Genomic DNA, 24,184 nt, shown 5'->3' on the forward strand with positions numbered 1-24,184 from the left:
CTCTGTATAAAAAAACACCGGCTTCCCCAAACCGCCCGGCAAGAGCGACTACGCAGAAAAGCCATACTTTCTGAACTCATCAAAAAGTATAGCTTTTTTTTAGTAAATTATCTAGTAATCATTATTAGAAGTTGCGGATGGGGCTATTGATTAGACATTACAGACGGATCTATCTTCTCACCGTATTCCTCGTACCACCAGTCGTAGAACCATTGCCGGCCGGTTAACATATTAATCTCCACCGAACGCTGCTCCCCGTTTACTTCATAATGTGCCACGAAATAATCCGCTTTCTTATCTGTACTGATTTCGCCGTAATGAGTCTTAGCAGGCCGTTCGTTCTTCAACGTAGTAATGTCCCCAGTGAGTACCTGAAAATTGCCTGTTGCAATATCATACAGCTTATTATGCTGCGTATATCCGCCTTTTCCATCCTCAGTGTAATCAACAAGCAGTAATTCCTCCCTGTCCTGGTCAATAGCCATGAAGGATTTGTACAAACCATAAGCTGAGTCAACCGTCAGGAGCTCTCTGGGAACAATCAACTCCCCTGCCTCAGCCTTTCTGAGATCTATAACGGAAAACTTGCCTGTGTTAGGCTTCCGCTCCGCTCCCAGTGTATAAGCGTTGTGGGAAAACAAAAGATAATCTCCGGCCCCATAAATGTATCCCAAATCAAAATAGGTCTGCGCCCCTCCTGCATACAGAGGGAATGTATATATTCTTTTGGCCGAATTGGCCGACAACTCGGAATGGCCCTTAGGGGTCAAATAAAGTGTGTAGGGTTCTGTATTGTGCGTATATTTCGGTTTGAGGTAATCCACCCTTGGCGGAGGCGGTGACCATACAATGCCTAAGGATGTTTCTACAGCAAAAGCACGCTCCTTGCTTCTGTCCAGCGGCAGAGGCATGTAGTACTTCAACCCGTTAATCTCAAACTCCGCAGAGCCAACGGGCGGGTTATACGTCTGTGGAGACGCCGTAGACTGAACCGCCGCGCCAGTAGCAGTGTTCCAGAGCGACGAAAGCTTCGCTACGTAGTCCCCTTTGTCCCACTCGCCCAGAGGCCATATCAGAACGCCGAACAGCAGGAGAGCGGCCAGGCAGGTGAGGCCGAGGCTTTTGCCGGAACGGAATTTAGACTTAGACGTCCCATTGCTGTCCGCAGCTGCTTCAATCCGGGCCATCAGCTCCGGAGTAAATCCATCCTCCGCAAAAGGACTTCGGCCGGCTTGAGCATACCATTCCTTTTCTCCGGTCATTATCATGTTCTCTTCCTCTTTATGTCCTGTGGTCATAGGTCCTCCTCCTTCATCGCCGTTCTTACCTTGTCCCTGGCCCGGGCCAGCCGGGATTTGACTGTCCCCTGGGCAATGCCGAGCAGGGCAGACATCTCTGCCACGGACAGATCCTGCTGGATATCCAGCACCAGCACCTCCCGGTACTTATCCGGCAGCATCATAATAATCTCCCAGATGTGGCTGACATACTGGTTGCCGATCGCTTCCTTTTCTGCGGAAGGGGCCTGTCCAGGCCCTTGCCGGTCGCCAAGCGGAATAAATCTGCGCCAGAAGCTGTTCCGCCTGAAGCTGAACGCCGTATTGCGTGTAATCGTCAGCAGCCAGGTTTTTAGCGCAGCTTCGCCGCGGTATTTGCCGATGCCTTTGTAAGCCTTCAAGAACACCTCCTGGCTGATATCATTTGCCTGCTCCCGGCTGCGGGTCAGAAAAAAAGCATAATGCCACACATCCGACCCGTAAGTCTCCATCATCTCCCGCAGCGTCATGATCGGCACATAGGCCACGGCATAGGGCAGTTCTTTGCTCTGCATCTTTCTCACCTCTTGCCAATAAGACTCTTCAGGCCGCAAATGGTTCCCTCGGATTTAAGGGATAATTAACGAAATTTTCGACGTAAACAAAACGAAAAGATATATGTACCAAAATAAACGCGGCGGGTATTATGCGAAGCTGCTGCAGGAAAGCCGGGATCATGTGTATTCTTCGTGAATGAAGAAGTTGCCTCCCCATAGAAGGTCAATTTCCGGTCCGGAATCCGCATATTTTCCAGGCCGGAAGGGATGAATAAAGGCGATGATTATAGCAGCAATGCCCAGAAGCCAGATTAGACCATCCATTATTAAAACTATGAGGAGGATACGATGATGGAACAGCCCCCATTAGAGGTTTTTGGAACATGGCAGCATGCTTATGAGGAAGATGCCAATGGCATTGCAGTCTATCGCCCAGCCGGTAATTCGTTTGCTTCTTTCCAAGATCGTGAAGAGATAGAAATCAGACAGGACGGAACCTTCTCCAGACTTGTCCCCCGCCGGAGTGAGGCTCCAGCTATCATAAAGGGCGAATGGGAGCAAACGAAGGATCAAGTGATCCATGTCTCCTATGAATCCCCCGGCCTCGCCCCGCAACAGCTGGAAATCATAGAAAGCAAACCGGATCTTCTCAGGGTGCGGAAAGTCTGAGCTGTCTCCGTGGCGCAATAAGAACGAATATAACCAGCAATACAAATCCGGGTCCCCCTCTAGCAGAAGGGGATTCTTTGCAATTCAGCCCCGAATACTCTTCAACGCCCGTGTTATCATCAAAATCCACTGCCGCAATATACCTTGGCGGTGTCATTCTGCGGCTCTTTTTCCCGGCTCCAGCTTATGACGCACCGCGATCCCCTCCAGCCGGACCTCCATCTGGATCTCCCCCTGCAGATCGGTCCGGTATACAGCAGTGCTGCTGTCAGCCAGGCGCCTAAGCACATCGCCATTGGGATGCCCATACAGATTGTTAACGCCTGCCGAAATTACGGCTGCGCCGGGGTTCCAGAATTCCAGCCAGTCTGCACCTGTTGCGGTTTTGCTGCCGTGATGGGCCACTTTCAGTACATCAATCGGACCACCTTGTATAGCTCCGGCCTTCTTCCCGTCCAGCAGGATCGCATCCTCTGCCGCCTTGTCCATATCCCCTGTAAAAAGAAAGCTCCGCCCGTTCATCTCCAGCCGGAAGGCCACCGACTTGTGATTCTGGTCCCCCACCTCCAGGAGCTTAGCCTCCCCTGCCTTGTGCGGGTCCGGCCACAGGAACATCAGCTCCGTCTTATCATCCGGAGCAAGCGCCTGTCCCTGCTTCACCGGATACAGCCGGACACCTGCGGCGAGCGCTGTGTTCATCAGCTTGCTGTAGGAATCCCCCTTGGCGAGCGTTCCATTGAACAGCAGCGCCGAAACAGGCATTCCCTCCAATACTGCCTGGAGTCCCCCGGCATGGTCCTGGTCGCCATGGGTCAGGATGATGGCGTCCAGGCGGTGAATGCCCCGCTGCTTCAGCAGCGGCAGCAGGATTTTGGCTCCAACCTCAAACGGACTGCGGCGGACGCGCCACGCTTCCTTTTGCCAAAGCTGACCGTGCCGCCGCCATCAACCAGAATATGGGCTCCGCCGGGGGTGGTAATCAGAATACTGTCACCCTGCCCCACATCCAGGTAGCTGACGGCTCCGGCACCTCCAAGCTGCTCCGAGTGATACCCCCTGTACAGCAGCAGTGCTAATCCAACTGCACATAAGAGAGCTGACGGCCCGCTCCAGCGCATGGACTCTGGCATCTGGAAGGGGTTAGGCTGCAGGTTTCCTCCGGCTCCGCTCCATATCCCAGCATCCCGTACACTTCTTCCTCTGCTGTCTTGAAGTTGATCCAGCTCCGTCAACGGTTTGGTCTCATCCTCCATGACCTGCGGGGCCAGCCGGGCCTCGGCACGCCGCTTCATGGCATAGAGAATTCCATAGAGCAGGCCATAATAGCTGCAGATCCACAGCAAGGAGGGTGAACTCCAGATCAGCACACCGCCCGAAAACCCGTTCATCCACCCCACCGCGCTAAATGTGGCATCATTCATCAGTTCCACAGCATGTGCAAGCACACCTGCACCAGCCTGCCAGAAGCAGACAAGCAGCAGGGCTGCCGTCCCGAGCGGCAGTACCAGAAAGGTAATAAAGGGCACAAACAGCAGATTGGCGGCGAAGGAAAGCAAGGAAAACTGGTTGAAATAGTAGACGGTCAGCGGAAAAGACACAAGCTGTGCCACCAGTGTGACTGAAACCGTGCTGCTCAGCCAGCGGGGCAGCCTACACAGCAGCGGGTTCATCAGGGGAACATACACCATGAGTCCTGCGGTCACCAGAAAAGACAGCTGAAAGCTTACGCTGAGCAGCAGATACGAATTCCAGACCAGCATCATCAGCGCTGCGGCCGCGAGAATATTCATTCCGTCCTTCAGCATGCCAAACCGTGCAGCGAGCAGGGCAATCATGCTCATAATTCCTGCCCGCACAATGGACGGCCCGGCACCGGACAGCAGCACATATACAGGTATCAATACTATCGTCACAGTCAGTGCTGTTTCTCTGGTGAAACGTAATCTCCTTAGGATAAATAAAATCACTCCGACCACCACTGCCACATGCATTCCCGAGATCGCCAGTATATGCGTCAGCCCCAGCTGCGAGAACTGCTTGAACGTTTCTTCATCCAGATCGTCCTGCAAGCCAAGGACAAGCCCCTTCATGTACCCCGCATGCGGCTCATGAAACAGACGGTCCATCCCGGCTCCAAGCGCGGCCCGCACGTCATCATTCCAGCGCAGAATGCTGGAGAGACCCCAGGAATCCGGCGGAACAGCCTGTACGCTTGCCGTCCCCTCCCCCTTGAGCAGCCAGTGAATTCTCTGCGTCAGCAGATATGCGCGGTAATCAAACCCGCCGAAGTTTCGCGCTTCCCCCGGCTGCTTCAGTTCTCCCTGGACGGCCACCCGGTCTCCCCTCTTCCATCCGGCGGCAACAGCGATTTCCGACTCAGCCTGGAGCGTGATTTGTACAGCGATGAGCTCGCCTTCAACTTTTTTCCGGTCCAGCCCCATCCGCGACAGCTTCACAGTAAAATCCACCCGGTCCCCATCCCGTTCCACGGGAGAGACAATTTGCCCTTCTGCAGTTACATAAGATTCGTTCAGCTCAGCCGTGGATTGCCCGAATGCCAACGGGAGCAGGCTGACATTTCTTCCTTCGTTCCATTCCCAATACAGGGTGGCAGCAACGAGTGACAGCCCCAGCATAACTGAGATTTTCCAGCCGCTTCTCCCGCTGACAGCACAGATTGCAAGCAGCAGCAGACAACCCGCTGAATAAATCAGCAGCTTATATCCAGAGAACAGACAGCCTGCCGCACTTCCGATGACCCAGCACACCGTAAAGCTTAACAACGGTCTTTTTTTCATGTATATCCCTCCCTACCTAATTCATGCCTAATCCTCCCATACAGCTGCTTTTAACCGAATTAGTGGTACTTTTTCCCACATAAGCTATATTCCGCTCCCACTGTTTCCGCCGATCTCACACAGATGCTCATAGGCCGAAGTCCGAATACAGCAAAAAGAACCCCTGCATACACAAAAGTCGTGTGCGCAGAGGTTCTTCCCTGAAGCTTGCAGCTTATTCTTTCGGCTAACGTCGCCTGCCTGCTATTCCGATACGGTGATCATCGTTTCCTTCGGCGGTTCATAGTTTTCCAACTGACGGAAAATAATGCCTTTGGAGGCCAGCATAGCTTCCACCTTCTCCATGTCCTTGCGGTAAGGACGCAGATAGACGATCTCGACAATCCCGCTGTTGGCCAGCATATTGGCGCAGGTCCAGCAGGGTTCATCGGTGACATAGACGGTGCTGCCCTCCCGGTCGCTCCGGTCCGTGAACAGCAGCAGGTTCTGCTCAGCGTGAATGGTGCGGATGCAGCGCTGCTTCTTCACCATCGTCTCCACACCGTTAACGAGTTCGCGTTCATACTGCTCCGAAACCATACATCCCGCCTCGGAACAATCCGGCACACCCATAGGTGCTCCATTATACGCCGTACCCAACAGCTTCTTGCCCTGTACGAGGACCGCGCCGACATGCCGGCGGGGGCAGCGCGAGCGTGTGGAGACCATGCAGGCAATATCCATGAAATAAGTATCCCAATTCTTGCGGTAGGCTACAGTCATCAGCAATCTCCACTTTCTCTTCAATAGTTGTTCATTATTGTAGCATATTGCAGCAGGCTTTCACTAGGACATCCGGTACGGAAAAACAGACGGAAAACCTGCTTACGAAGCTAATCCTTTAGCTGTCTCACGAATGAATGCTGCCCTCCGGGCGCTGCTCCGTCCAGCTTAAAAACTAACCAGCGGCTCCAGCTTCTCCAGCATTTTCGGCCCGATCCCCTTCACCTCACCCAAATCCGACAAGCTGTGAAAAGCCCCTTTGCTGCTGCGGTAATCTATTATCGCCTGCGCTTTCTTCCCGCCAATGCCAGGGAGATCCATCAGCGCTGCAGCATCCGCAGTGTTGACGTTGATTCTGCCGTCAGTAGAAGCCTGGCCGGTAGAAGTCGTGCTATTGGAAGCTGTGCTGGTGGAAGCTGCGCTAGTGGAAACCGCACTGCTGGAGACGGTCCCAGCTGCATCTCTGGCCTCCGCTATGGGTGACGACGCATTCCCTGCTGCGGTTGCCGCTGCGCCGCCGCCCCCAGCGGCTCCAGCTATACTTCCGTTCACCATATCGCCCGCAGACCCCGCCTCCGCTGTATCGGGTGTTCCTTTCAAACCGGAGCCCGTCTCCCCTCCGCCAACTGCAGCCCCCTTGTCCACGGCAGCTTCCTTGTCCACATCAGCTTCCTTGTCCACGGCAGCTTCCTTCGTGTTCCTTGCCTCTCCCCCTTCAGCCCCGGCGGCTACTGTTGTATTTGGCTTGTCCGCCACCCCCAGCGCCTGGGCCATACTGACGTTCATTGACTCCCAGCCAGCAATGCCGTTATCCTCTTCCCGGCCGGCCGCCCAGATCAATCCACCGCCAAGCAGTGCAGCAGCCATCATAGAAGTTATCTTTTTTACATTCATGAACCTGTCCCCCTATACCATACTGGAATTTTATACAAAGTTATGATTGAAACCAGTCATTTGTCCAAGACCCCGGCGCATACATTTAACGAAGAGTATTCCTGCAAGGCTACAGCCACACCAGAAAGGAGGGTACCCTAGATGAAGGTGGGATTTATCGGAACAGGCAGCATGGGCAGTCTGCTCATTGACGCCTTTCTGTCTTCGGGTGCGCTTGAGCCATGTGATGTGCTGGCCAGCAACCGCAGCCCGAACAGGCTTCTGCAGCTTCAACAGCGCCATCCTGGCATCTCCATCGGCAGCAACCAAGAGACTGCACAAGGAAGCGATATTGTCTTCATCTGTGTAAAACCGCTGGAATTCAAAACTCTTACGGATGAAATCTCATCTTCTTTACGCAGCGAGCAGATTGTCGTGTCTATCACCAGCCCAGTAATGCTCCACCATCTGGAATCCGCTCTGCCATCCAAAATAGCCAAAGTCATTCCCAGTATCACCCACCGTGTCAAAAGCGGGACTTCGCTTTGCATATTTGGCAGCAGGCTTAATACAAAAGACAGGCTCATGCTGCAGCGGCTGCTGTCTTTTATAGGCGTGCCAATAGAAATTCAGGAGATGCATACCCGGATTGCCTCTGATTTCTCCAGCTGCGGTCCCGCATTCATCAGTTTTTTTCTTGAGCGGTGGATTGAAGCCGCAGTAGAAGCTACGGGCATTGATGAAGAGCTGATCACCCGGCTGGCGGGAGAGATGCTGCTCGGCACAGGCAAGCTGCTGACGGAAGGCGAATTCTCTCCGCAGGAGCTGCAGGAGAGGGTCGCCGTGCCCGGCGGCATTACAGCGGAAGCGCTGAGCCATCTCCGTACCAGTCTGGAGGGGGTTTTTGAACGGCTGATCCTCACAACACATGATAAATATGATGAGGATGTCGAAAAGCTGGACGCATTATATGGCCGTGGCGGCATCATTCAGGCTCCGCTGGACCGCTAAAATCCACCTTAACTAAAGGGGGGAGGATAGAGTAAAACGCCCCAAACCAAGAAAGCCCGCAGCACGGATGACTCCGTTGCTGCGGGCAAAAATGCGTTCTTCGCTTAACCCACTACAATATTGACCAGCTTGCCGGGAACCGCAATGATTTTGCGTACGGTTTTGCCCTCTACGGCTGTCTTCACATTCGGAAGCGACAGCGCATGGTTCTGCATATCCTCCTGACCCATGTCCTGCGGGATCAGCGCGCGCTGCACGATTTTTCCATTCACCTGAACAACAATTTCCACTTCAGCATCCACTGTCCAGGCTTCATCATAAGCCGGCCAAGCCACATAGCTGATACTGCCTTCATGTCCCAGCAGCTGCCACAGTTCCTCCGCAATATGCGGTGCAAGCGGCGACAGCATCTGCACGAAATGCTCTGCCGCTTCGGTGGACAAGGTCTCCTGCTTATAGGCATCATTGATGAAGATCATCAGCTGGCTGATCGCCGTATTGAAGCGCAGCTGCTCGAAATCCTCAGTAACCTTCTTGAGCGTCTTGTGCCAGGTCCGTTTGAACTCGTCGGTGCCGCCGCCTTGGGTAATCTTCGCGCTGATGCTGCCGTCCTCATTCACGAACAGACGCCATACGCGGGAGAGGAAGCGGTGGATGCCTTCGACGCCTTTTTCATTCCATGGCTTTGTTGCTTCCAATGGCCCCATGAACATCTCATAGACACGCAGCGTATCCGCGCCATAAGCTTCCACAATTTCGTCCGGATTGATGACATTGCCGCGCGATTTACTCATCTTTTCATTGTTATTGCCCAGGATCATGCCCTGGTTCACCAGCTTGTGGAACGGCTCCTTCGTATCCACAACACCGATATCATACAGCACCTTGTGCCAAAAACGGGCATAGAGCAAATGCAATACCGCATGCTCAGCTCCGCCGATATACAGGTCAACGGGCAGCCATTCCTTCTGCTTCTCCGGCGAACACAGCTCCTTGTCGTTGCGGGGATCAATATAACGCAGGTAATACCAGCAGCTGCCGGCCCATTGCGGCATGGTGTTCGTCTCGCGGCGGGCTTTCATGCCGGTCTCCGGATCAATCGTTTCAACCCACTCCGTCACATTGGCCAGCGGGGATTCTCCCGTGCCTGAAGGCCGGATCGAATCTACTTCCGGCAGCAGCAGCGGGAGCTGATCTACAGGGACTGTCTTCATCGTGCCGTCTTCCAGGTGCAGAATCGGAATCGGCTCGCCCCAATAGCGCTGGCGGCTGAACAGCCAGTCGCGCAGGCGGTAGGTTACTTTCCCTTTGCCGCTGCCCTTTTCTTCAAGCCAGGCGATCATCTTCGCAATGGCCTCTTTGTTATCCAGGCCATTCAGGAAGCCGGAATTCACATGCGGACCGTCGCCGCTGTAAGCTTCTTCCTCAACATTGCCGCCCTGTACCACTTCAAGAATATTCAGGCCAAACTGCTTGGCGAATTCCCAGTCGCGGGAATCATGTCCCGGCACCGCCATAATGGCTCCCGTTCCATAACCGGCAAGCACGTAATCCGCGATCCAGATCGGCACCTGGGCGCCGTTTACCGGATTAACCGCGTAGGCACCCGTGAAGACACCGGATTTTTCCTTGGCCAGATCCGTACGCTCAAGGTCACTTTTGCGTGAAGCCTTATCGCGGTATTCCGCGACTGCCGCCTTCTGCTCTTCTGTAGTGATGAGATCTACCAGCTTATGCTCGGGTGCCAGCACACAGTAGCTTGCGCCGAACAAGGTGTCCGGGCGGGTGGTGAATACCTCCAGGCTGGCATCATGGCCTGCAATGGCGAAGATTACTTCAGCGCCGGTTGACTTGCCGATCCAATTGCGCTGCATATCCTTAATGCTTTCTTCCCAGTCCAGCTCTTCCAGATCCTCCAGGAGGCGTTCCGCGTATTCTGTAATTTTCAGAATCCACTGGCGCATCGGTCTGCGGACCACGGGATGGCCGCCGCGCTCGCTTTTGCCGTCGATAACCTCTTCATTTGCCAGCACTGTCCCCAGGGCCTCACACCAATTGACCGACACCTCTGCCACATAGGCCAGTCCGCGGTTATACAGCTGAATAAAAATCCACTGTGTCCATTTGTAGTACTCCGGATCGGTTGTGCTGATCTCGCGGTCCCAGTCATAGGAGAAGCCCAGCGATTTGATCTGGCGGCGGAAATTATCGATGTTCTTAAATGTAATCTCGCGCGGATGCTGCCCGGTATCCATCGCATATTGCTCAGCCGGAAGTCCGAAGGCATCCCAGCCCATCGGGTGCAGCACGTTGTAGCCGCGCATCCTCTTGTAGCGGGAGACGATATCCGTCGCCGTGTAGCCTTCCGGGTGTCCTACATGCAGCCCTGCGCCTGATGGATACGGGAACATATCCAGTGCGTAGAATTTCGGTTTGCCTGCATCTTCACCTGTCTTAAAAGTCTTGTTCTCATCCCAGAACTTCTGCCATTTAGGCTCGATAGTTTGGGCACGGTAGCCTGGGGCTGTGTTTGCTGTGTTGTTGTCGCTCATCTTATGCTCCTCCTTGGAGTGTTGCTTACTTAGTTAAACCTGCAAATTTTTAAAAAACATTGTAGAGGAGGGTCACTACCAGAAATGTTTGGGCTTCCGCCCGCTGTTATACCCGGATTTCTGATCTCACACTAAGCGGTTGAAATCCGAGTATAGCGTATGCTTCCGATGCGAGCTTTCCTGCGGAAAGCTTTCAGGCAGCCACTATGTTGCTCCAGCTCCAAAATTTCTTCGCCGCTTCAACAACGGCATTTCTGCTGGTGTTGAAGCGCAATCCGCCTAGCCAGACATTACCTCCCACACTTCTCCCGGCCGGGCCTGTAACTAATTCAAGTGGAAAAAGTAAACTTAAATCCCTCCATCCCGCTTCCCCGCTAATGTTAAGTGGAAAAAGGACAACTAATTTGCCCCATTCGCACGCTTACCCGGAAATTTGTTCATTTTAAGTTTACTTTTTCCCACTATTCCCTCTTTTAGGGGCTTTTTTGTTTCATTTAAGTGTACTAATTCCACTTCACCTTCCCTAGCTCTCCCCACAATAGGAAACCTCAGTTTTCCAATTAAATAAGGGGTAAACCTTCCTCCTAAACATATAAATTCTTGCAAAAAAACCTCCCATCCCTAGCGTATGATCGCTAGGGACGAGAGGTTTGAATTCCCGTGGTACCACCCTAGTTAGCGGCTGGGTATACTTTACCTGCCACTCACTTTGACACCCTGTAACGGGGGTGAGGCGACGACAGTTCACACACTGGCTTCCGCATCATTTGCCTTGCGGGGCCTGCGGCTTGCGCCGTTACTCGGAGGTGAGTTCATCCGTTCCGTTAACCGGCTTGCACCACAGCACCGGCTCTCTGCCATAACGTTCCGCGAATTAATAATCCTCTTCTTCGAACAACTATTCAAATGCTAACTGTAATATTACACAACATTATAACTAAAAGCTTTGACTATAGTCAACGTTGGAATTATCTGAAATACAAGCTGTATAGCGACAGAGGGGAAATCAGGTTGAGCAGTACATGGGCAACTATGCCGGTGTAAATGTTTTGGTCCGCCATACGACGAGGTACATGGGGACTACGGGGACGAGAATGAGATAATGCCGCAGAGGCAGCTTTTGACGGTATGACATAATGCCCTTTAATGAAAATGTACCGGTCTGCCTCCGGGCTTGATAGAGCAGAATCCCAAGCATGGCCGGTGTGAGCCAGACTATCGTTTCTATGTTGATGGAAAGCGCAATGGAAAGGCCGGCTTTATGTAATACAGGTGAAATAAAAAGAAAAGACTGTAGTACCGTACAGTTCTCTGAAGCCGAATTTGAGTTTGGAATCGCTGATTCCGGCCAGCCCGGACAATTCCAGCAGAGAAGGGGGCTGCTCCATCCGCTGCTGCAGAATCCTGCCTGCCTCGCGCACCCGCTCAATAACGTCCTTGCGCAACGGCTTGTACAGCTCTGCAATGGCGCTTCGTCTTCAAGCAAAAGCCTCTCCGCCTAAACCGGCTTTCGCTTAATATAATAAGCCATTATGTGCTGAATTACGACTTTTCCGGCCGCAAAAACCGGCACCGCCAGAATCAGGCCAATCATTCCGGCCACCTCCCCACCCACCAGCAGCGCAAAAATAATCAGCAGCGGATGCAGATGCAGCCTGCGGCCCACCACCTGCGGCGATATGACATTGCTCTCCAGCATCTGGCACAGGGTGTTTACGACGGCAACCAGCAGCACCAGGCGCAGCGATAGGGTGGAAGCCATCACAATCGCGGGCGCCGCCCCCAGAAACGGTCCCATATACGGAACGATATTGAACACCGCCACCACACAGGCGAACAGCAGCGCATAGGGCATACCGATGATCGCATAGCCGATATAGGCCAGCACCCCGATGATGATGCAGACCAGAAATTGTCCGCGGATATAGTTACCAAGCGCGTCATCGATATCCCTCAGCATCTTGACAATCGATTTCCGGCGCGAGCGCGGCAGACAGGAGACCACGGTCCGTTCGAAGACATCAAAATCCTTCAAAATGTAGAACACCAGAAAAGGCACGATAAAGGCGTCAAACAGCACGCCAATAGTCGAACCAATGTTATCGAGAAAATGGGAGATGCCGCCGGCCAGACGGCTTTCCAGCTTAAAGAACCAGTTGTTCATACCCATCTCGACTCCCGGCGGAATCAGCCTGGTATTCATGTTCCGCATCAGGCCCTGCGCATGCAGCGTTATTTCCGGCAAATGCTCGTTCAATTCTTCAAGCTGCTCGATGAACATGGGAATCAGATTGATGAGGATAACCGCCAGCGAGGTCAGAAATACAGCATAGATCAGCAGCACGGCCACACTGCGCGGCATTTTGCGTCCGGCAAGCATACTGACTACCGGGTTCAGCACATATGAAATGATCATAGCTGCCAGAAACGGCGCAAGGATGGCTTTTAGAAACTGGAAGACTCCCTGCAGCATTGGACGGAGCAGCCATACAAAATATAAAATGATCAGGGCGAGCAGGACTCCGATCATCCAGCGGAACCATTTACTGTGGGACCACTCCTCCATATTATCCCTCCTGATGTATTCACCCTAAGACAGGCATGCAATATCAGTATGTGTGGGAGGGGGACGAAATAACCTTTTTTTCAAACAAAAGTTGTTTTTTTGTTATCCAGGTTCGGAAATTGGTATGGCGGACGGAGCTGGCGCTGGCTAAAATCATATTGTAAAAACGCTTTCATTTTAAGGAGGGATGTTTTTCTATGAAAATGCTGAAAAAATTGTACAGCGTTGCTCTGACTCTGCTGCTTGCCGGAATGCTGGCAGGAACTCCGCCTGTTTCGGCGGCCACCGTCTTCTATGAGCCTCTGACCTACTTCAATCCCGTAACCTGGCAAAAAGCCGACGGCTATTCCTGACCGCTGTCCCGTCCGCCTGCGCGGCCAGCACCGTCTGCGAGGCAGCCTCCAGCCGAAAAGCCCGGCTCAGTATGACTGCCATTTCTGCGCGGGAGACTGCCCGGCCCAAATTGTCCCTGGCCGTCGCCTTGCAAAATCCCGGTGGCTGCCAGCCTGTCCACCGCCGGCGCAGCCCAATGCCCGTTCATATCGGCAAACGCTGCCGTTCCGGCTGCAGGAGTGCCGCCTGCGCTTGCGGCTGATCCGGGAAACCTGTCCATCCCCGCTGCTGCTTGTGCCGGTCCGTGTTTCCCGGAAACTGAAGCCCTTACAGCAGCATAACCGCAATTAGAAATTTGGATATTCCTTTACGGTAAGATCCTGATAGAATTCCGGCGTTGCTGCCGGTCGATTTCAGTATAGGGTCCGCTCCCTGCAGGTAACATACCAATTCCTTAGGGCGTATAACAAAGATGCAACTTCCGTAAAAAAAAGCAAAAAGCCCAATCCTCAAGCGGCTGCAGCAGCCGCCAGGGATTGGGCGCGGTGAGTCTATGTAACTCATTTGGAGCATGAACCAGGCTAAGGATCAGGAAGATGCATGGATCTGCGGATAATCCTGGGCAATCTCTTCCCGGAGAACAGATCGTCAAGCGAGCTGAGTGTACCGTCTTCTTCCACCTGATACACCGACATTTTCTCGCCGTTGACTGTCAGTTCGATGAAGCAGCCCCAGCAATAGAACTGGTGGGAACCAATCTTGCCGATATCCTTGGAGTTGCAGTTTGGACACTTCATATAATACATTCCACCTATCCGTTAACAATATTAATGGCTTTTTGAAGCCGTTCTTCGCTCATCGCGGGAACCAGCACCGAATTCTCCCCAATGGACATTCCTTCAGAACAAGGCAGCCATTTGCGGCCTTCGATCAAATCAGTTACTAGCCCGTCACTGATTTCCAGCGCTACTATTGTGTTTCCCAACTTCTGGTCAAAATAAACATCGGATACCCGGCCAAGAATCGTTCCGGATGCCGTAAGCACCTGAAGATCCTTCAATTTCTTTTTTCCCAGAAGGAATGTATAGGGTATATGGTCAGTATCGGCCTTGACAATCGACTCTTTACTGCGGATCATGACAGCATCCTCGCCGTAAGCGACAATATCTTCCCATGCCACAACTTTCACATGACTGGAGAAAAAAGCTTTGCTTTCCAGTTCAATACCCGTAATATTCCAATTTGAATCCAGTAATATGTCGACAATTTTGCCGATTTCGTTACCTTCTTCAACCTCGTATACAGCCAAGCCGATCATTTCTTGAAGTTTCATGGCTGTTAATGTCCCCTCACTTTGAGTGTACTTACGGTTTCCCTCACAGTTGAAGAACACTCAAACCCTAAAACGGCGACAAGGCTGCAAAACAGCCCAGTCTTACTTACGCAGCCGTTCCAGGATGGTTTCAACTTTTTGGGCCACGTACTCCATTTCTTCATTAGTATTACCCAAACCTGTGCTGAAACGAATCGCCGAATTCAAAAGTTCATCCGGAAGCTTCATCGCCTGCAGCACATGTGAGATTTCCAGGGAGCCTGAAGTACAGGCCGAACCGCTTGCGGCTGCAATCCCCTCCATATCCAGATTCATCAGCATTACATCGGTGCTCACTCCAGGAAAGCTCAGATTCAGGATCCCCGGCAAAAAATGCTGCTTGTCCCCGTTGATGACGTAGCTCTCTCGGCCGATCCGGCGGTCGAGTTCCTGCAGCAGCACTGTCCTCAGCGTTACCGCCTTCTCCCTCCGCTGCTCCAGCCCCGTAACCGCAAGCTCTACGGCCTTGGCAAATCCGGCAGCACCTGCAAGGCTTTCGGTCCCTGCCCGTCTGCCGCGCTCCTGCAGTCCGCCATGCTGTCTTGGCTGCAAGGGAGCGCCGCGCCGGACATAGAGACCGCCGATCCCTTGAGGGCCATTGATCTTGTGAGCGGTGAAGCTCATATAATCCACTGGAAGCTCGTGAAGAGTAACAGGCAGTAAACCAAGAACCTGTACGGCGTCGACATGGAACAGGATGCCGCGCTCTGCGGCTAATCTGCCAATCTCTTGTATAGGTTCTACAGTTCCTACCTCATTATTCGCAAACATCACACTGATCAGCACCGTATCTTCCCGCAAAGCCGCTTCTACATCGGCAGCAGATACACGCCCTTCCGTATTGACCGGCAGATAAGTAACCGAAAAGCCCTGCTTCTCCAGCGCTTCACAGGTGTGCAGGACCGCATGATGCTCTACAGCTGTCGTAATGATATGTTTCCCTTTGTGGGCCGAAGCCGAAGCCGCACCGAAAAGGGCGAGATTATCACTCTCGGTGCCGCCGCTGGTGAATACCCATTCATCCGGCGCACAGCCCAAAAAGCCCGCAATAGTGTCGCGCGCGCTATTGATAATCTTTTTGGCAGAACGCCCGTATGTATGCACACTGGATGCATTGCCAAACTGCTCAAGCAGCATATTGTACATGACCTTCGCCACCTCCGGATGCACCGGGGTCGAGGCGGCGTGGTCCAAATAGATCGGTTTCATGACGATGGTTCTCCGCTTCTTCTTTATTCAGGATTTTCATACAGGACTACTCGATTATAACGCTGAACCTGTTCTTTTACCACCTGTCAATAAACACAATATTGTAATAAGTAGCCGGGGGCTGCCGGGAGCAATATCCTAAAAATTGTTGCGAGCATACGTGCACCTGAAACAGCCTTTTAGTACGAAACGGCTCGTTATTTATCCAGGGATCCCATTTCTCCCAATCTGGCGGGGAGCTGTTCCTCAGAAATCACCTCGATGCCATTTCGTCTGAGCAGCGCAGCGGTCACACCCTCACCCGGAATTTTCTGCCCCGCAAATGCGCCATTGTAGATCATGGAGCTCCCGCAGGAAGGGCTGTTTTCTTTGAGAACTACAATCGACGCTCCTGCGTTTCGTGCCTGCTCCAGCGTTTTATAGGCACCTTGGATATACATTTCGGAGACATCGTTACCCAGCCGGTCCATCACCTTCGCAGTTCCGTCCAGCACGGCTCCCCCATCACCGCCAACAATTTCCGCCGGCTCTCTCGGAGTGGAGAACCCGCCAAGAAGCTCGGGGCATACCGCCACCGCCCGGTTATTATCCAGCAGCTGGTGAATCGTCTCATCCAAACAATCTGTACTGTTGTACCTTACCTTCATTCCTGCCAGGCAGGAGCTCACGATTATCATGGAATTTCTCTCCTTCGCATTTATTCCATAACTTCATTTATAATAGAACAATATAACCTTCAGAGACACAAGGGGGTACTGCAAAATGTGCGGAAGATATACCATTACCGTAAGCTTGGAAGAATTGATGCTGTGGTATTTGATTGAGGACACCACGATTGTCCATTATGCGCCGAAATACAACGCGGCCCCGATGCAGTCTATCCCGGCGGTCATTCATGACGGCAAACAGAACAGGCTCGGAGAGCTGCGCTGGGGGCTTGTTCCCTCCTGGGCCAAAGAGGACAAAATCGGCAGCAAAATGATCAATGCACGCAGTGAATCGCTCCAGGACAAGCCTGCCTTCAGAAACCTGATCAGTACGCGCCGCTGCATCATCCCGGCAGACGGATTCTATGAATGGAAACAGCAGAACGGAAGGAAGCAGCCGATGCGGATTACGCTGAAAAGCGGGGAGCTTTTTTCCATGGCCGGCCTGTACGACATATGGATGGATGCCAGCGGCAACAGGCTCAGCACCTGCACCATTATCACCACCGGGGCCAACAGTCTGATGGCGGATATCCATGACCGGATGCCGGTTATTCTCAGCCGCGAAGCAGAGTCGGAGTGGCTTGACCGCAATAACCGTCAGGTTCCGGACCTGATGAAACTGCTGCGGCCCTATGCCGCGGAGCAGATGCGCGCGTATCCCGTGTCGTCAGCGGTGGGCAATGTGCGGAATGACGCTAAGGAACTGGTTGATGAGGTGAATGAAAGCGCTGGCTAAAAAGTCCATAAATAGACCTCCATAATCCCGATATCTTTGAAATATAGGCATTCGCCGTGAACACAATAGGTTGAAGTCCATAGACTGTTGTGGAGATATCATTTGAGGAGGTTATCCATGGATACAAATTATCAACAACTCGCCTGGAACTGTATGAACAAGTATGTTGGCGTGACTACCACTGACGGTCAGAAATATGACGGGTTTATTGCGCATGTTGACCAGGATTACGTTACGCTGGCCGTACCCTCAAACGAAATGATTGGTCAAATGAACGGAATGCCCGCCAATGCATCTACTTACAGGCAATTTGGGTACTATCCGGGTTTCTATCCGCGCCGCCGCTTTTTTCCGAGACGCATACCCTTTGGTGCCATTACCGCTTTGTTTTTGCTTCCATTTTTCGTTGGATGAGGCAGAGGCTTCAATCCAGTCTGAATAAGCCCTTGTCCCCCAAGGGTTCCCGACAATCCCTCTATATATAGAACATGTAGATTTCGACACCTACACCATGCGAGTAGAGTCGAGATAAACCTATATGGAATCAGGGTTTCCGCGATTTCTCAAAGAGTACAAACTACACCCAAAAACATCAATCTACAAGGTATTTTGTGGGTACAGTGTGGGTAATTAAAAACAACAAAGAGCCGCTTCAGGTCAATCCTCGACGGCTCTTTTTCGCATTGTGTATGGTTTCTTAAGGATGCTAGTGAATTGTCCCCCGCCTACGCATTACGAGTGCGTTTCCTAGGGTTCTATAAGGTTCTGTAAGTACTTGTAAGTTGGATATATCAGTACTTAAACGCCTATAAGTCCCTCTAAGGTTCTAAAAGTACTTGTAAGGCGGTAGATGAATAGGTAGATAAATTACTGAGTATCATCAAAAACTCCCTTATATAAAATGTTAATATAAGGGAATTTAGTTAGTATTAAACTTGGTAATTTTACAACTGTCGTAACTACTCCCAGAAGTAGAGCATTTTCATGCAGGCAATGCTGCGGTTCTATTAAAAGGTAATGGTGGCTTTGGGGATCAGGGATATATCCGAAATAATTGAATACATTGGAGAAACCCCGCCGGTGAAGGTTGACGGGTATTTTTATACCCATTACTTCCCTGTCCTTTCCTCTACCAATGCCATTTATAATTAGGTAGAGGTGAAACTATGTTTATATCCCCTATGCTGCTGCAAACGGCTCCAGGGCCGTTTTCGCAAAACGCTTTTATATATGAGCCAAAGATCGATGGCCATCGTTTAATATATGATCAACCTGACGCCAGCCACGTCCACCTTTACACGCGCCATAACAACGAATGTACACGCCAGTACCCCGAAATAAATGGAAGTACAAGCGCACTCTTCCCGCACGATATAACGCTTGACGGCGAAATCGCATGCGTTGATCCAGTCACCGGCGCGGTAGATATCGAAGCTGTCACATCTCGATTAAACACAAAACGCGTGGATAAAATACGCAGGCTTATGGAGAGGCTGCCGGTAACATACGTTGTCTTTGATATCTTGCGCTATAAAGGCAAGGACTTGCGCAACAGGCCGCTGATGGAGCGCAAAGCGATCCTCGCAAGCCTGGCGCTTCCAAATGCCCATTTCGGCGTGATCCCGTACGTTGAGGGCATGGGCGAGGCGTTATTTGCGCAAATGCAAGCCCGTGCGATGGAAGGTGTAGTCGCAAAGCGCAAGAACAGTTTATATGAAACTGGCCGCCGATCTGCAGCCTGGCAGAAGATCATTAACTGGACCTATGCAGAGGTGTATATTACAGGCTATCGTAAGCAAGAATTTGGGTGGCTTGCTGCAGTACCTGATCCGTCCGGTAGACTGCGCCCTGCAGGGGTTATTAAGTACGGAACGTCAACGATCCATAGACAGGCATTTCGCGGGATGGCTCGGCAGTTGATTAAAAGCGAGGATAAAGAGTTTGTTTACCTGGAGCCGCAGATGCGAGCGAGGGTACGAATGAGGAACTGGACCAAATCCGGCATGCTGCGGAGTCCAGTGTTTACAGGGTTTATCGTATAGACAGAAAAAAGCCCCGCCCACCAGTTAAGGTAGACAGGGCTTTTGCCGATGGCTATCGGACGATAATAGATTATCACTGATGGGGCAATCTGTAATTCAAAATCCCAAGCGTTTGAGATTTACTTGCTTTAGGGATTAGATCTTTTAAATTTAGGTTACCGAATTAGCCAAAAAAGAAAACTATCTTTTTAACATATATATTCTTGTATCTTCATTTTTATGGCAATATAATATATCCGTATCCATTTAAGGTATTTTATACAGAAGGTTGAATTGCTGGCCAGCATTCACAATAAAAAGATATGAGGTGCTAGGAAGATGAAAAAAATCATATTGTCACTAATGACTGTAGTGTTATTCATGTCTTTAGCCCCGAACGCCTTTGCTGAAGAAACTTCTGATGTTACAAGCAATGAAGTGGTCTTGTCGAATGAACAAATTCAGTCTAAACTTTCGGAATTCTCTCAAAAGTATGAATTGAACGAACCATTTTCCCCGGAAGATGCAGCTTTCGTAAAAAAATATGCTACACCCGTAAATACTGATTTAACGACATTTTCGCTTCCTTGGGGTGAAGGAAATCATTTCTTTGGTTACGGATTAGGAAATTATTCTGCCTTAAGAACCGAGGGGTATGTCAAAGTAGATATTGGAATTGTAAATAATACAGTATCCGTAAACATGAACACTTCGGACACTAACCAGACATATCACGAAAAAGTAGGAAACAGTCTTAAATTCACAGGTTTTGGAATAGTCGGAAGTGATGGCGTTGGTATTGTTGCCGATTTCACACTAGAAGGAGAAAATTCAAACGCTAACTTCCACAAATTCCTAGATGAAAGAAGCTTTCTCGCTAGTGTAGCGTATTATCAAGCTGTCCCTCTTGGATTTGTTAAAGATGCCCAGTCTTCACAAAAAATCAGTGTTAGTTTTAACTAAAAAAAATAATTTCTAGTACTAACCTATGGCCAAAAGACGTATACTTATATTAAGTAACGTCTTTTGGCCATTGTCTTTATTAATTTTTCAGGTTTCATCTAACATATGAACAACATAAAAGAAGGTGAAGTGAATGAGAAGCATTAGTTTTATAGTAGAATTGATTCGCAATATTGTGTTTCTGATTATTGGATTATTCTCCTTAAATTTCCTCCAACAAAATTTAATCAAGCAAGTAAACAACTTCGTTTATATGGTGTTTCTATTGATCGCAGATCTTATTATATTATTTGTAATTCATCGTCAATTTCTTGCTCATAGCTCTCAAAAACTGAAACCCAAGATGAGAAATATACTGATCTTGATATCGGTTTTAATTATTTTCATGGTAAATATTTTGTCTTTATAGGGCCAGTGATCTAAAATTGAGCCTATACTCGTAGAAAAACGCTCCAGGATAATTCCTAGGAGCTTGTTTTTCAATAAATCTTTTAGTTATCTGTCCAGTAGTCCAGTCTAATACTTTATTATTCTGGGACAAACAAAATACAGGTAACTAAATAAATTACTTACTTTCATACTCTTTCACCCTGCGATAGAATGTGGGCTTCTTCATTCCGATCCTTCCCATCGCTTCCGTAGCAGTAAACTCACCGGATTTCCATGCCTCATACACTTCAATGAATCTGTTATCAATTTCATGTTTGGGGCGACCAAACATAACTCCTTCCGTCCGAGCTACCTCAATGCCCTCCGCCTGCCTTAAACGATTCTTTTTCCGTTCCTGCTCGGCCACATATGCCAGCAGGCTAAGAAATTGATCCTCCATAACCTTTCCAAAGTCCCCCATCGTTTTGAACTTTCTGGAATCAAACAACGTTTCATTATCCAGGCACACAATGTCCGCACCAACTTCGCGCGTAATGTATTTCCACTCTGCAATGATACCGTCATAGTCCCGTCCCAGCCGGTCCAGAGCATCCACGTAAACCAAATCATTTTCCCGAATCATGAGCCGCATCGCCTGATAACGCGGACGATCAAAATTTTTGCCGCTCTGCTTATCGACAAAAACAAATCGCTCTTCAATCCCCAACTCTCGGAATTTCAAGAGCTGCCGCTCTACATTTTGCTCCTTGGTCGAAACTCTTCCGTAAGCGATCTTCAATAGGAACCCTCCTAATTAAAAAAAAACGTCTCAAATGATACATTGCATCACTGAGACGTTTCATAACTGATTTTATGGCTTTTTGAAACGAAATAATCACCAGCCATTTCGCAGTCTCAAAAAGCATACATTTTGGAACGGGAATCGGCTAAAAACTCGAAAAAAAATAGGGAATATGGTCTCAGAGTGTTATTGGACCAATTTGGTGGCTTACTTTGAAAGAAGTAACACCAAGCCTTTATCAGGAGTTTTTGTACAAGCTGAAGACTAGAGGGAAGAGTCGCAGTACAATTACCTCCGTCCATACAGCGGCATCATTGATGTTTGGGCATGCTAAAGTCCTCCCCAAGTTTCTTGAGAAGGACGAGTTAAAAGCATTTCTTCAATTGTGCAGGTTAGTCCTTAGATGTAAACAAACAGCTATACGGTTCGAGTGTACGAAACTACTCTTTCATTCCGCCAAAGAATGATCAAAGTGAGCGAGTGATAAGTTTTGGTCATAAGAGTAATTCTAAGGTAACTGAACTGATCTCTCTCCACGTATCAAAGCAGCGTCAAATTGAATCGCAGACGACTTTGAATGGGCTATAAATCAATAAAGTGTGGGTAACGTTTTTCAAAAATCCCTTTGAAATCAACGGAGTTTTAGTTCCTGTTAAATATAGAACATATAATTATCCGCATGACTCTCTTCTTTAAAGTTGATCAGGTCGGATAAGGTGGTGGAGTCCAGGACATCGGCGATGCTGTCGCGGATGCGCAGCCAGAGGTCGCGCTTCGCCGGGTCGTCCTCTTCGGTGAAATCCACAGGCGAAATCGGCCCTTCCAGCACGCGGATGATGTCTCCGGCGGTGATCGTACCGGCTTCACGTGACAAAATATAGCCGCCGTAGGCTCCGCGGATACTCTTCACCAGTCCTGCGTTGCGCAGGGGGCGATCAGCTGCTCCAGGTAATGCTCGGACAGCCCGTTTTTCTCGGCAATACTCTTAAGGGATGTGGGACCTTCGCCAAATTTCAGGGCGAGCTCCATCATAATGGTTAATCCATAGCGTCCTTTTGTTGATATCTTCAAAGGTGCACCTCTTTCGGTTTAGTTGCTGGTATCGCTGGCTTGACATGAGAAATGTCATATCAACGTATTCCGATGTTTGCTCTCAGCTTATGTTATCATATCCTTGGGCATATTTGGAGCGCAAACTGTAACTTTTTGCAATAATGTTCGCCAGTGGTGGACAAATTGTCAAATTCCCCGCCTGATCCGCTGCCATTTGCCCTGTCTTGTGCAGTCTGGGGTAGACAGGTATGTTATAATACACAATGAGCCGGGTGTTTCTGCAAGGATACCGGTATTTTTTGCATAGAAAATGGTGATTTCGATGACAAAGGCAAATCAGGATACACGTGTCGTTGTCGGCATGTCGGGAGGGGTCGATTCCTCCGTTACAGCGCTGCTGCTTAAGCAGCAAGGTTATGACGTCATCGGCATCTTCATGAAGAACTGGGACGATACCGATGAGTTCGGCGTGTGCACAGCCGAGACCGACGCCGAGGATGTCCGCCGCGTATGCGAGCAGATTGATATTCCTTACTATACCGTTAATTTCGAGAAGGAATACTTTGATAAAGTCTTTTCCTATTTCCTCGATGAATATAAGGCCGGACGGACGCCTAATCCGGATGTGATGTGCAACCGCGAGATCAAGTTCGGGGAATTCCTGAATAAGGCGCTGCAGCTTGGCGCAGATTATGTTGCCACCGGCCACTATGCAAGGGTAATTGAAGAAGACGGCGTTTTCAAGCTGCTGCGCGGAGTGGACAGCAATAAGGATCAGACCTATTTCCTCAATGCGCTGAACCAGTACCAGCTCTCCAAAGCCATGTTCCCGATCGGTCATCTGCCGAAGCCTGAAGTGCGCCGGATTGCCGAAGAAGCCGGACTGTACACCGCCAAGAAAAAGGACAGCACCGGCGTCTGCTTCATCGGCGAGCGCAACTTCCGGGAATTCCTGAGCCAGTACCTGCCGGCACAATCCGGTGACATGGTGGATATCGCCACCGGCGAAGTCAAAGGACGGCATGAGGGCCTCATGTACTATACGCTGGGTCAGCGCCAAGGTCTTGGCATCGGCGGCTCCGGGACCGGTGAGCCCTGGTTCGTAGCCGAAAAAGATCTGAACCGCAACATTCTCTATGTGGTTCAAGGCGACAAGCATCCAAGCCTGTACTCTACCAGTCTGACCGCTTCGGGCGTGAACTGGATCGAAGAAGGCACCCTTGGGACTGCACCGCTGAAATGCACCGCGAAGTTCCGCTATCGCCAGCCGGATCAGGGCGTGACCTTGACTGCGCAGGCAGACGGAACGGTGCATGTAGCCTTTGATGTGCCGCAAAAGGCGATTACCCCAGGCCAGGCTGTAGTATTCTATCTGGGCGAACAATGCCTGGGCGGCGGAACCATCGAGGCTGCCGAGAAAGTTGCCCCGCTGCCGCAGCTGTAAACTTCATTTTACAGCTGCTTACGATAGGAAATAAACCAAAGAACCTTCAGACCCACAGAAACAGTGGAGTTGAAGGTTCTTTTTCATCCTTTGGCTTGGGAAATGCAGGGCCTCTTAGGTCATGCCTG

At 50.5% G+C, this 24,184-nt stretch carries 24 protein-coding genes and 1 pseudogene; 8 read left to right on the plus strand and 17 right to left on the minus strand.

Annotated elements, in window-relative coordinates:
• Window positions 1-143: 143 nt before the first annotated feature.
• Together JI735_RS01250 and JI735_RS01255 are read right to left on the minus strand one after the other, a co-directional pair.
• A complete protein-coding gene (locus tag JI735_RS01250) occupies window positions 144-1,298 on the minus strand; it encodes a hypothetical protein (protein WP_039832768.1) in 1,155 nt (384 codons plus the stop codon).
• Window positions 1,295-1,831 (minus strand): RNA polymerase sigma factor, encoded by a 537-nt coding sequence (locus tag JI735_RS01255; protein WP_051051436.1) that lies wholly within the window; start codon window positions 1,829-1,831, stop codon window positions 1,295-1,297. Before JI735_RS01255 ends, JI735_RS01250 begins: the two co-directional genes overlap by 4 nt.
• A gap of 330 nt (window positions 1,832-2,161) precedes the next feature.
• Between JI735_RS01255 and JI735_RS01260 the strand changes: the two genes are divergently transcribed.
• Window positions 2,162-2,482 carry a hypothetical protein gene (locus JI735_RS01260; protein WP_157771234.1) on the plus strand — a complete coding sequence of 107 codons (321 nt, stop codon included), beginning with the start codon at window positions 2,162-2,164 and terminating at the stop codon, window positions 2,480-2,482.
• A gap of 153 nt (window positions 2,483-2,635) precedes the next feature.
• On the opposite strand, the gene JI735_RS35165 is transcribed toward JI735_RS01260, so the two are convergent.
• From JI735_RS35165 to JI735_RS01275, 4 genes are all read right to left on the minus strand, one after another.
• Window positions 2,636-3,352, minus strand: coding sequence for a ComEC/Rec2 family competence protein (locus JI735_RS35165; protein WP_325175612.1), 717 nt, complete (start codon window positions 3,350-3,352; stop codon window positions 2,636-2,638).
• Entirely contained in the window at window positions 3,334-5,280 is a 1,947-nt protein-coding gene (locus JI735_RS01265) for a ComEC/Rec2 family competence protein (protein ID WP_233476201.1), read from the minus strand. The genes JI735_RS35165 and JI735_RS01265 overlap by 19 nt, the downstream gene beginning before the upstream one ends.
• 243 nt (window positions 5,281-5,523) lie before the next feature.
• The gene (locus JI735_RS01270; RefSeq protein ID WP_020428096.1) at window positions 5,524-6,042 is read right to left on the minus strand and encodes a deoxycytidylate deaminase; all 519 of its coding nucleotides are present in this window, start codon (window positions 6,040-6,042) and stop codon (window positions 5,524-5,526) included.
• 168 nt (window positions 6,043-6,210) lie between these two features.
• Window positions 6,211-6,936, minus strand: coding sequence for a ComEA family DNA-binding protein (locus tag JI735_RS01275; protein WP_051051437.1), 726 nt, complete (start codon window positions 6,934-6,936; stop codon window positions 6,211-6,213).
• Between the two features lie 141 nt (window positions 6,937-7,077).
• Between JI735_RS01275 and comER the strand changes: the two genes are divergently transcribed.
• A complete protein-coding gene (gene comER, locus JI735_RS01280) occupies window positions 7,078-7,926 on the plus strand; it encodes a late competence protein ComER (protein WP_039832770.1) in 849 nt (282 codons plus the stop codon).
• A 104-nt stretch (window positions 7,927-8,030) separates the two neighbouring features.
• Here the strand turns inward: comER and leuS are convergent, their stop codons facing one another.
• From leuS to JI735_RS01300, 4 genes are all read right to left on the minus strand, one after another.
• Entirely contained in the window at window positions 8,031-10,478 is a 2,448-nt protein-coding gene (gene leuS / locus JI735_RS01285; RefSeq protein ID WP_039832771.1) for a leucine--tRNA ligase, read from the minus strand.
• Between the two features lie 399 nt (window positions 10,479-10,877).
• Window positions 10,878-11,084, minus strand: coding sequence for a hypothetical protein (locus tag JI735_RS01290; protein ID WP_039832772.1), 207 nt, complete (start codon window positions 11,082-11,084; stop codon window positions 10,878-10,880).
• Window positions 11,085-11,737: 653 nt separating this feature from the next.
• Window positions 11,738-11,923, minus strand: coding sequence for an AraC family transcriptional regulator (locus tag JI735_RS01295; RefSeq protein WP_039832773.1), 186 nt, complete (start codon window positions 11,921-11,923; stop codon window positions 11,738-11,740).
• Window positions 11,924-11,976: 53 nt separating this feature from the next.
• Complete coding sequence (locus JI735_RS01300; RefSeq protein WP_039832774.1) at window positions 11,977-13,044, minus strand: AI-2E family transporter; 1,068 nt, start codon at window positions 13,042-13,044, stop codon at window positions 11,977-11,979.
• 197 nt (window positions 13,045-13,241) lie between these two features.
• Between JI735_RS01300 and JI735_RS01305 the strand changes: the two genes are divergently transcribed.
• Window positions 13,242-13,397 (plus strand): hypothetical protein, encoded by a 156-nt coding sequence (locus JI735_RS01305; protein ID WP_157771235.1) that lies wholly within the window; start codon window positions 13,242-13,244, stop codon window positions 13,395-13,397.
• Here JI735_RS01305 and JI735_RS01310 read toward each other — a convergent pair.
• The 5 genes from JI735_RS01310 to JI735_RS01330 form a co-directional block, all read right to left on the minus strand.
• Window positions 13,388-13,657 (minus strand): S-layer homology domain-containing protein, encoded by a 270-nt coding sequence (locus tag JI735_RS01310; protein ID WP_202676949.1) that lies wholly within the window; start codon window positions 13,655-13,657, stop codon window positions 13,388-13,390. The genes JI735_RS01305 and JI735_RS01310 overlap by 10 nt on opposite strands.
• 301 nt (window positions 13,658-13,958) lie before the next feature.
• Window positions 13,959-14,174, minus strand: a complete 216-nt coding sequence (locus tag JI735_RS01315) for a hypothetical protein (RefSeq protein WP_202676951.1) — start codon at window positions 14,172-14,174, stop codon at window positions 13,959-13,961.
• A 14-nt stretch (window positions 14,175-14,188) separates the two neighbouring features.
• Window positions 14,189-14,710, minus strand: coding sequence for a PRC-barrel domain-containing protein (locus JI735_RS01320; protein ID WP_020428076.1), 522 nt, complete (start codon window positions 14,708-14,710; stop codon window positions 14,189-14,191).
• Window positions 14,711-14,812: 102 nt separating this feature from the next.
• Window positions 14,813-15,958, minus strand: a complete 1,146-nt coding sequence (locus JI735_RS01325; protein WP_039832779.1) for a cysteine desulfurase family protein — start codon at window positions 15,956-15,958, stop codon at window positions 14,813-14,815.
• A gap of 197 nt (window positions 15,959-16,155) precedes the next feature.
• A complete protein-coding gene (locus tag JI735_RS01330; RefSeq protein ID WP_039832780.1) occupies window positions 16,156-16,635 on the minus strand; it encodes a 2-thiouracil desulfurase family protein in 480 nt (159 codons plus the stop codon).
• An 85-nt stretch (window positions 16,636-16,720) separates the two neighbouring features.
• On the opposite strand from JI735_RS01330, the gene JI735_RS01335 reads away from it, so the two are divergent.
• The 4 genes from JI735_RS01335 to JI735_RS01350 all read left to right on the plus strand — a co-directional run bounded on the left by JI735_RS01335 (window position 16,721) and on the right by JI735_RS01350 (window position 20,388).
• The gene (locus tag JI735_RS01335; RefSeq protein WP_039832781.1) at window positions 16,721-17,404 is read left to right on the plus strand and encodes an SOS response-associated peptidase; all 684 of its coding nucleotides are present in this window, start codon (window positions 16,721-16,723) and stop codon (window positions 17,402-17,404) included.
• Between the two features lie 117 nt (window positions 17,405-17,521).
• Window positions 17,522-17,818, plus strand: a complete 297-nt coding sequence (locus JI735_RS01340) for a hypothetical protein (RefSeq protein ID WP_039832782.1) — start codon at window positions 17,522-17,524, stop codon at window positions 17,816-17,818.
• Window positions 17,819-18,585: 767 nt separating this feature from the next.
• The gene (locus tag JI735_RS01345; RefSeq protein WP_325175569.1) at window positions 18,586-19,446 is read left to right on the plus strand and encodes an ATP-dependent DNA ligase; all 861 of its coding nucleotides are present in this window, start codon (window positions 18,586-18,588) and stop codon (window positions 19,444-19,446) included.
• 318 nt (window positions 19,447-19,764) lie between these two features.
• Window positions 19,765-20,388 carry a hypothetical protein gene (locus tag JI735_RS01350; RefSeq protein ID WP_039832784.1) on the plus strand — a complete coding sequence of 208 codons (624 nt, stop codon included), beginning with the start codon at window positions 19,765-19,767 and terminating at the stop codon, window positions 20,386-20,388.
• Between the two features lie 565 nt (window positions 20,389-20,953).
• On the opposite strand, the gene JI735_RS01355 is transcribed toward JI735_RS01350, so the two are convergent.
• Both JI735_RS01355 and cymR read right to left on the minus strand, forming a co-directional pair.
• Window positions 20,954-21,556: a recombinase family protein gene (locus tag JI735_RS01355; RefSeq protein ID WP_202676953.1), complete on the minus strand. Its 603-nt coding sequence runs from the start codon at window positions 21,554-21,556 to the stop codon at window positions 20,954-20,956.
• 655 nt (window positions 21,557-22,211) lie between these two features.
• Window positions 22,212-22,630, minus strand: a pseudogene (cymR, locus tag JI735_RS01360) (cysteine metabolism transcriptional regulator CymR).
• A 304-nt stretch (window positions 22,631-22,934) separates the two neighbouring features.
• Between cymR and mnmA the strand changes: the two are divergent.
• Window positions 22,935-24,056: a tRNA 2-thiouridine(34) synthase MnmA gene (gene mnmA / locus JI735_RS01365; RefSeq protein ID WP_167330815.1), complete on the plus strand. Its 1,122-nt coding sequence runs from the start codon at window positions 22,935-22,937 to the stop codon at window positions 24,054-24,056.
• Window positions 24,057-24,184: the final 128 nt, after the last annotated feature.

It is taken from the genome of Paenibacillus sonchi, from assembly GCF_016772475.1.
Taxonomy (GTDB): domain Bacteria; phylum Bacillota; class Bacilli; order Paenibacillales; family Paenibacillaceae; genus Paenibacillus_AQ; species Paenibacillus_AQ sonchi.